Consider the following 6627-nt stretch of genomic DNA (forward strand, 5'->3'; position numbering starts at 1 on the left):
GGGCTTGCTCGCGATTCAGGCGCCTCGGTTCAAGAGACAAACCGGGGTTTATCCTCGCGAGCAAGCCCGCTCCCACACTTCAAAAAATACGCTTATCAAGCGTCACGGAACAACCATGGCTGGCTTGCGCGGTGCTTGCTTTCAAACGCTGCAATCGAATCGCCGTCCTGCAAGGTCAAGCCGATGTCATCGAGGCCGTTGAGCAGGCAGTGCTTGCGAAACGCATCGATCTCAAAGTTCAACACTTTGCCGTCTGGACGGGTCACGGTCTGGGCTTGCAGGTCGATGTTGAGCTGATAACCCGGCGTCGCTTCAACCTGGGCGAACAGCTCGTCCACTTCAGCGTCGCTCAAAATAATCGGCAACAGGCCGTTTTTGAAGCTGTTGTTGAAGAAGATGTCGGCGTAGCTCGGCGCGATGATGCTGCGAAAGCCGTACTCTTCCAAGGCCCAAGGGGCGTGTTCACGGCTGGAGCCGCAACCGAAGTTTTCACGGGCCAACAACACGCTCGCGCCCTGATAGCGCTCGGCGTTGAGCACGAAGTCCTTGTTCAAGGGGCGCTTGGAGTTGTCCTGATAAGGCTGACCCACGTCCAGGTAGCGCCACTCGTCAAACAAATTCGGGCCAAAGCCGGTGCGTTTGATCGACTTCAAAAACTGCTTCGGGATGATCTGGTCGGTGTCGACGTTGGCGCGATCCAAAGGTGCGACAAGCCCGGTGTGCTGGGTAAAAGCTTTCATGCTGCGCTCCTTAAATCAATTCACGGACGTCGATAAAGCGACCGTTTACTGCGGCGGCGGCGGCCATGGCCGGGCTCACCAGGTGAGTACGACCACCGGCACCCTGACGGCCTTCGAAGTTGCGGTTGGAGGTCGAAGCGCAGTGCTCGCCCGACTCCAGGCGGTCCGGGTTCATCGCCAGACACATCGAGCAACCTGGCTCACGCCATTCAAAACCGGCTTCGAGGAAGATTTTATCCAGGCCTTCAGCCTCGGCCTGCTCTTTAACCAGGCCCGAACCCGGCACCACAATCGCTTGCTTGATGGTCGAGGCCACTTTGCGGCCTTTGGCAATCACTGCCGCAGCGCGCAAGTCTTCGATTCGCGAGTTGGTGCACGAGCCAATGAACACGCGGTCCAGCTGGATGTCGGTGATCGCCTGGTTAGCGTTCAAGCCCATGTACTTCAAGGCACGCTCAATCGAGCCACGCTTGACCAAGTCAGCTTCCTGCGCCGGATCCGGCACGTTCTGATCCACGGCCAAGACCATTTCTGGCGAAGTACCCCAGCTCACCTGCGGCTTGATCTGGGCAGCATCGAGTTCAACCACGGTGTCGAACGTGGCGTCGGCATCCGACACCAGGTCTTTCCAGGCTTCTACGGCCAAGTCCCACTCAGCGCCCTTGGGTGCGAACGGACGACCCTTGACGTATGCCACGGTTTTTTCGTCGGCAGCCACCAAGCCCACACGGGCACCGGCTTCAATCGACATGTTGCAGATGGTCATGCGGCCTTCAACCGACAGGTCGCGAATCGCGCTACCGGCAAATTCAATGGCGTGGCCATTGCCGCCAGCGGTGCCGATTTTGCCAATGACGGCCAGCACGATGTCTTTAGCAGTCACGCCGAACGGCAATTGCCCTTCGACCAAGACCAGCATGTTCTTCATTTTTTTCGCGACCAGACACTGCGTGGCGAGTACATGCTCAACCTCGGAGGTGCCGATACCGTGAGCCAATGCGCCAAACGCGCCATGGGTCGAGGTGTGCGAGTCGCCGCAGACCACAGTCATGCCCGGTAAGGTGGCGCCCTGCTCCGGGCCAATCACGTGCACGATGCCCTGGCGGACGTCGTTCATCTTGAATTCGGTGATGCCGTACTCGTCGCAGTTGTCGTCGAGGGTTTGCACCTGCAAACGGGAAACCTGGTCAGCGATCGCTTCGATCCCGCCCTTGCGCTCTGGCGTGGTCGGTACGTTGTGGTCCGGGGTCGCTATGTTGGCATCGATGCGCCAAGGCTTGCGCCCGGCCAGACGCAGGCCTTCAAAGGCTTGCGGCGACGTCACTTCGTGAATGATATGACGATCGATGTAGATCAGCGCCGAACCATCGTCGCGCTGTTTGACCAAATGCGAATCCCAGAGCTTGTCGTAGAGCGTTTTGCCGGCCATCAGACGGTTTCCTCATCAGCTACTTTCTATGCCAATAACCACTTGGCTTGTGAGGTCGATGCTATGGGGTTACAGTGAATAACTCAAATTCATAATTTTTATGCTTTGGATAACTAACAGGAATTCACCTAGATGGATCTCGCGAATCTCAACGCTTTCATCGCCATTGCAGAAACCGGAAGCTTCTCTGGCGCCGCCGAACGGTTGTTTTTAACCCAGCCTGCGATCAGCAAACGCATCGCCAGCATTGAGCAGCAACTCAAGCTGCGGCTGTTTGACCGGCTGGGTCGCGAGGTCAGTTTGACCGAGGCGGGCCGGGCCTTACTGCCACGCGCCTACCAGATTCTCAACGTGCTGGATGACACCCGACGGGCGCTCAACAACCTTAATGGCGAGGTCAGCGGGCGCCTGACCCTGGCCACCAGTCACCATATCGGCCTGCACCGTTTGCCGCCGTTACTGCGTGAGTTCACGCGCACTTATCCCAAGGTCGCGCTGGATATTCAGTTCCTGGATTCAGAAGTTGCCTACGAAGAAATTCTCCATGGCCGCGCCGAATTGGCGGTTATCACCCTGGCGCCGGAACCTCATTCGCTGATTCGCGCGGTACCGGTGTGGGACGACCCGCTGGATTTCGTGGTGGCGCCCGAGCACAGCCTCACTCAGCAAACCAGCGTGAGCCTGTCGGACATTGCTCACCACCCGGCGGTGTTTCCGGGGGGCAACACCTTTACTCACCATATCGTGCAGCGCCTGTTTGAAGGCCAAGGCCTCACACCCAATATCGCCATGAGCACCAACTACTTGGAAACCATCAAGATGATGGTATCCATCGGCCTGGCATGGAGCGTGTTGCCGCGCACCATGCTCGACGAACAAGTGGCCTCCATCGCCTTGCCGGGCATACAACTGACACGTCAACTAGGCTATATCGTGCACACCGAAAGAACTTTGTCGAACGCCGCACACGCTTTCATGACACTGCTGGATGCCCAAGTCGACACGCTGCACACTGAGCAACCCTGAAAACACCGGTTCAGGCATGGATCGTTTTCAAGATTTTCAGCCCAAGGACTGCAGTCAATGTCAAACCCCACGGATGCGCTGCACCCTGCCCCTGATGCGTCTGATGTCGACCTGTCAGCCCTGGACAATCACGCGCTGAGTGCCACGCAACTGCTCACGGCCATGAACGCAGCCCAACTGGGCGCATGGTGCTGGGAACTCAACAGCGGCGACTTGCATTGGTCGAATGGAGCGCACGTTTTTTTTGGCTTTGAGTCAGCTCAGGCACTGCCCGGTAATCTTCAGCAATTGGCCACCCTGCCCTTTGATGACTGGCCCAAGGCCCAACAGGCGTTCGAGGCGATTATCAACGGCGAGCCGCTGCTAAAGCCCGTTCATTACCGGGTGCGCTGGCCTGATGGCAGCCTGCACTGGCTGGAGATCCACGGCAGCCAGGTGCCCGGCGATGACCCCAACCCACGGATCATGGGGGTGATTCGCGACGTCACCCTGCAACGTCAGCGCCAGCAAGCGCTGAACAGTTCAGAGCAACGTTTTTCGACGCTGTTTCAGTTGTCACCGCATATGGTCTTGCTGGTGCGTATCGAAGACGGCCTGATCAGCGAGGCCAACCATAGCTTTGAAAGCCAGCTTGGCTGGACCGCCGCCGAAGCCATTGGCCGTACCACGGTTGAGCTGGGCATCTGGCCCGACCCGGCGCAGCGCCTGCAATTCACCAAGGCCATCAGCCAACAGAACGCCCCGATCACCCTGGAAGTGCAATTGGCCGACCGTCACGGCCACTACCATGAAGGCATGCTGAGCGCGCAAAAAGTCGAACTGGAGGGCGAGGCGTACCTGATCAGCACCTTCGTCGACAACCGTATACGCAAAGAAGCCGAGCAAGCGCTGATTGAAAGCCAGGAACGCCTGGACCTTGCACTCGACTCGGCGCAACTGGGCACCTGGGACTGGCACATCCCCACCGGCCGCCTGTATGGCTCGGCCCGCGCCGCGCAGTTGCATGGCTTGCCCGCAGAGCCGTTCAACGAATCATTTGATGCGTTTTTTGAGGGCGTGCCCGAAGAAGAACGCTTCAACATGCGCAATGCCTACCGCTCGCTGCGCGAAGGCCCGGCCGGTAATTACCAACTGACCTACCGCGTGCCGCTGGCGCACGGCGCCTCGCGCTACCTGGAAAGCCGTGCCCGGCTGTACCGCGATGCAGCGGACAAACCGCTGCGCATGGCCGGCACCCTGCTCGACATAACGGACCAGGTGGAACGCGAACAACGCCTGAGCGCCTCCGAAGAAAAGTTTGCCAGTGTCTTCCAGACCAGCCCCGACCCCATTTGCGTGATGCTCGCAGACAGCGCGCACTTCATCGAAATCAACACCAGCTTCACCCAGACGTTTGGCTGGACCGTGGCCGACCTGCAAGAAGGCGCAGACACCAGCAGCGCCCTGACCGATGCCAGCGCCCAGCACCTGCGCCAGTTACAGCGCATTATCCGCGCCCCGGCACAGACCAACCCGGCGTTAACCTTGCACCACAAAAATGGCGAACCGCTGACCTGCGTATTGTCCAGCCGCCATATCGAGGTCAATGGCCAGCCGTGCATTGTCACCACCCTGCGCGACATTACCCAGCAACAGCGGGCTGAAGCCGCGCTCAAGGCCAGCGAAGAAAAATTCGCCAAGGCTTTTCACTCCAGCCCCGACGCCATCACCATCAGCGAACTGGTGAGCGGTCGTTACCTTGAAGTCAACGACGGCTTCACCCGGCTGACCGGCTACAGCAGCGACGAAGTGATTGGCCGCAGCCCGTATGAGCTGGGGATTTGGGGCGACAGCTCGAAGCGTCAGGCGCTGCTCGATGAACTGCGTGAAAAAGGCCGCATCAGCAACCGCGAGGTGCTTGGACGGGCCAAGAACGGCAGCCCGCTCACGGTTGAAATTTCAATTGAACTGATTACCCTCAAAGAGGCGCGCTGCCTGCTGCTGACCGCGCGCGACATCAGCCAATTGAAAAGCGCCCAGGCGCAAGTCCGGCATCTTGCCTACCACGACCCTTTGACCAACCTGCCGAACCGCGCCCTGCTGATGGACCGCCTGAGCCAGCAGACTTCGCTGCTCAAGCGCCATGATTTGCGCGGCGCGCTGTTGTTTCTGGACCTTGATCACTTCAAGCACATCAACGACTCACTGGGGCACCCGGTGGGTGATTCGGTGCTTCGTATCATCACAGCGCGCCTGGAAGCCAGCGTGCGCAGTGAAGACACCGTAGCGCGCTTGGGTGGTGATGAATTCGTAGTGCTGCTGACCGGGCTTAAAGGCTCGCAACAAGAGGTGACAGACTCGGTGTGTCATATCGCCGACACCATTCGCCAATTGCTCGCCGAACCGATGTTCCTCGACGGCCAGCGCCTGCAAGTGACCCCCAGCATTGGTATCGCGCTGATTCCCGACCACGGCGCCAACCCGGCCGACCTGCTCAAGCGCGCCGATATTGCGCTGTACCGGGCCAAGGATGCAGGGCGCAACACCACGCAACTGTTTCACTTTGAAATGCAGACCGCCGCCAGCCAGCGCATGCGCATGGAAAGCGATTTGCGTCAGGCGCTGGCCCGCAGCGAATTCAGCCTGCACTTTCAACCGCAAGTCGACGCCCGCAGCAACCGCATCGTCGGCGCTGAAGCCTTGCTGCGCTGGACTCACCCTGAGTTGGGGCCGCAGTCACCCAGTGAATTTATTAAAATCCTCGAAGACAGCGGTCTGATTCTGGAAGCGGGCACTTGGGTGCTCGATGAGGCGTGCCGTGCTTTCAGCGAACTGCTTAAAGAAGGCCTGCTCGACCCAGAGGGTTTCAGCCTGTGCGTCAACATCAGCCCACGGCAATTTTTGCAGAGCGACTTTGTTGAGCGGGTACAACGCAGCCTGTTGAATCACCACCTGCCCTACTCGATGCTCAAACTGGAAGTCACCGAAGGCATCGTGATTCAAAACCTGGAAGATACCATCGAAAAAATGCACCAGTTGATCGCCCTCGGCGCCAGCTTTGCGATGGACGACTTCGGCACGGGCTATTCTTCCCTGACCCACCTCAAGCGCTTACCGGTCGACACCTTGAAAATTGACCAGTCGTTTGTGCGTGACGCGATCCAGGACCCTAACGATGCCGAGATTATCCGCGCCATCGCCGCCATGGCTCACAGCCTGGGCCTGACCGTGGTGGCAGAAGGTGTTGAGCAACTGGCGCAGTTGACGTACCTGCAAACACTGGACTGCCATTTGTACCAGGGCTATCTGCACAGCAGGCCAGTGCCCTTGGCGCAATTTCGCGAGCTGTTACAAAAAACCCTGTAGTCGCTGACGAGGCACGAAGGCTGCGATGCGGGCCGCAGGACCGCCGATTGGGGTCGCTGCGCAACCCATCGCAGCCTTCGTACCTCG

Annotated in this window: 4 protein-coding genes; 2 read left to right on the forward strand and 2 right to left on the reverse strand. The window is 59.0% G+C overall.

Features of this window, described 5'->3' with window-relative positions; all coding sequences use genetic code 11:
- Window positions 1-95 precede the first annotated feature (95 nt).
- Together leuD and leuC are read right to left on the reverse strand one after the other, a co-directional pair.
- Window positions 96-740 carry a 3-isopropylmalate dehydratase small subunit gene (gene leuD, locus QMX84_RS25365; protein WP_262126222.1) on the reverse strand — a complete coding sequence of 215 codons (645 nt, stop codon included), beginning with the start codon at window positions 738-740 and terminating at the stop codon, window positions 96-98.
- Between the two features lie 10 nt (window positions 741-750).
- Window positions 751-2169 (reverse strand): 3-isopropylmalate dehydratase large subunit, encoded by a 1419-nt coding sequence (gene leuC / locus QMX84_RS25370; protein WP_123748704.1) that lies wholly within the window; start codon window positions 2167-2169, stop codon window positions 751-753.
- Between the two features lie 132 nt (window positions 2170-2301).
- Here leuC and QMX84_RS25375 point away from each other — a divergent pair, with 132 nt between their 5' ends.
- Together QMX84_RS25375 and QMX84_RS25380 are read left to right on the forward strand one after the other, a co-directional pair.
- A complete protein-coding gene (locus tag QMX84_RS25375; protein WP_262126220.1) occupies window positions 2302-3195 on the forward strand; it encodes a LysR family transcriptional regulator in 894 nt (297 codons plus the stop codon).
- Between the two features lie 57 nt (window positions 3196-3252).
- Window positions 3253-6540, forward strand: a complete 3288-nt coding sequence (locus QMX84_RS25380; RefSeq protein ID WP_282365071.1) for an EAL domain-containing protein — start codon at window positions 3253-3255, stop codon at window positions 6538-6540.
- The last annotated feature ends 87 nt before the right edge of the window (window positions 6541-6627 follow it).

This window comes from Pseudomonas sp. PS01297 (assembly GCF_029959305.1).
Lineage (GTDB): Bacteria > Pseudomonadota > Gammaproteobacteria > Pseudomonadales > Pseudomonadaceae > Aquipseudomonas > Aquipseudomonas helleri.

What these genes read in the sequence shown, in the direction of transcription:
- leuD (WP_262126222.1), bottom strand. Translation starts at nt 740, where the DNA reads ATGAAAGCTTTTACCCAGCACACCGGGCTTGTCGCACCTTTGGATCGC.
- leuC (WP_123748704.1), bottom strand. Translation starts at nt 2,169, where the DNA reads ATGGCCGGCAAAACGCTCTACGACAAGCTCTGGGATTCGCATTTGGTC.
- QMX84_RS25375 (WP_262126220.1), top strand. Translation starts at nt 2,302, where the DNA reads ATGGATCTCGCGAATCTCAACGCTTTCATCGCCATTGCAGAAACCGGA.
- QMX84_RS25380 (WP_282365071.1), top strand. Translation starts at nt 3,253, where the DNA reads ATGTCAAACCCCACGGATGCGCTGCACCCTGCCCCTGATGCGTCTGAT.